Source organism: Helicobacter sp. T3_23-1059, assembly GCF_053654515.1.
Window position 1 is genome coordinate 1 of sequence record NZ_JBSIUV010000237.1, and the last position, 491, is coordinate 491.

1 pseudogene is annotated in these 491 nt (G+C 32.4%); it reads left to right on the forward strand.

From position 1 onward, the window contains the following. Window positions 1-449 (forward strand): annotated as a pseudogene (locus tag ACWIX0_RS14230) (hypothetical protein); the annotation flags it as partial. Window positions 450-491 lie beyond the last annotated feature (42 nt).

Consider the following 491-nt stretch of genomic DNA (forward strand, 5'->3'; position numbering starts at 1 on the left):
ATTCCACCCAAACAAACAACACAACCAAAATCTATCCCACAAATCAAACCCTCCAAATATTTCTAAACAATCATAAACTTAAAATCTTAAATTATTCATTGTTAGATTCTAGCCTAAATATCAAACTAGAATGCAAAAGCAAAGAATCTAATAAAATTAAAGAAAATGAAATAAATCAAAGAAACAAAGCACAGCAACAATCTAACACACCCACCATTAGCACCGCATTTCTTTGTCCCATATTAGAATGCGATGAGCTAAAATGTATTCACGGAGGACAAGTGAAGTTAAAAAGCAATTTAGGCAAATCTATCAAAGCAATGACAAAAGATAAAACCCACAAAGATTCACCTATAATGCTAGAATCTGATTTGCTTTACTCGCCTATATTAAATTGTCCTAACAACATTGCAGGGATTCCAAGTCCTTGTGGTATTAAAGTGGTTTAAGGTTGTTTGGGTATAATAGTGGTATTAAAGTGGTTTACCTTG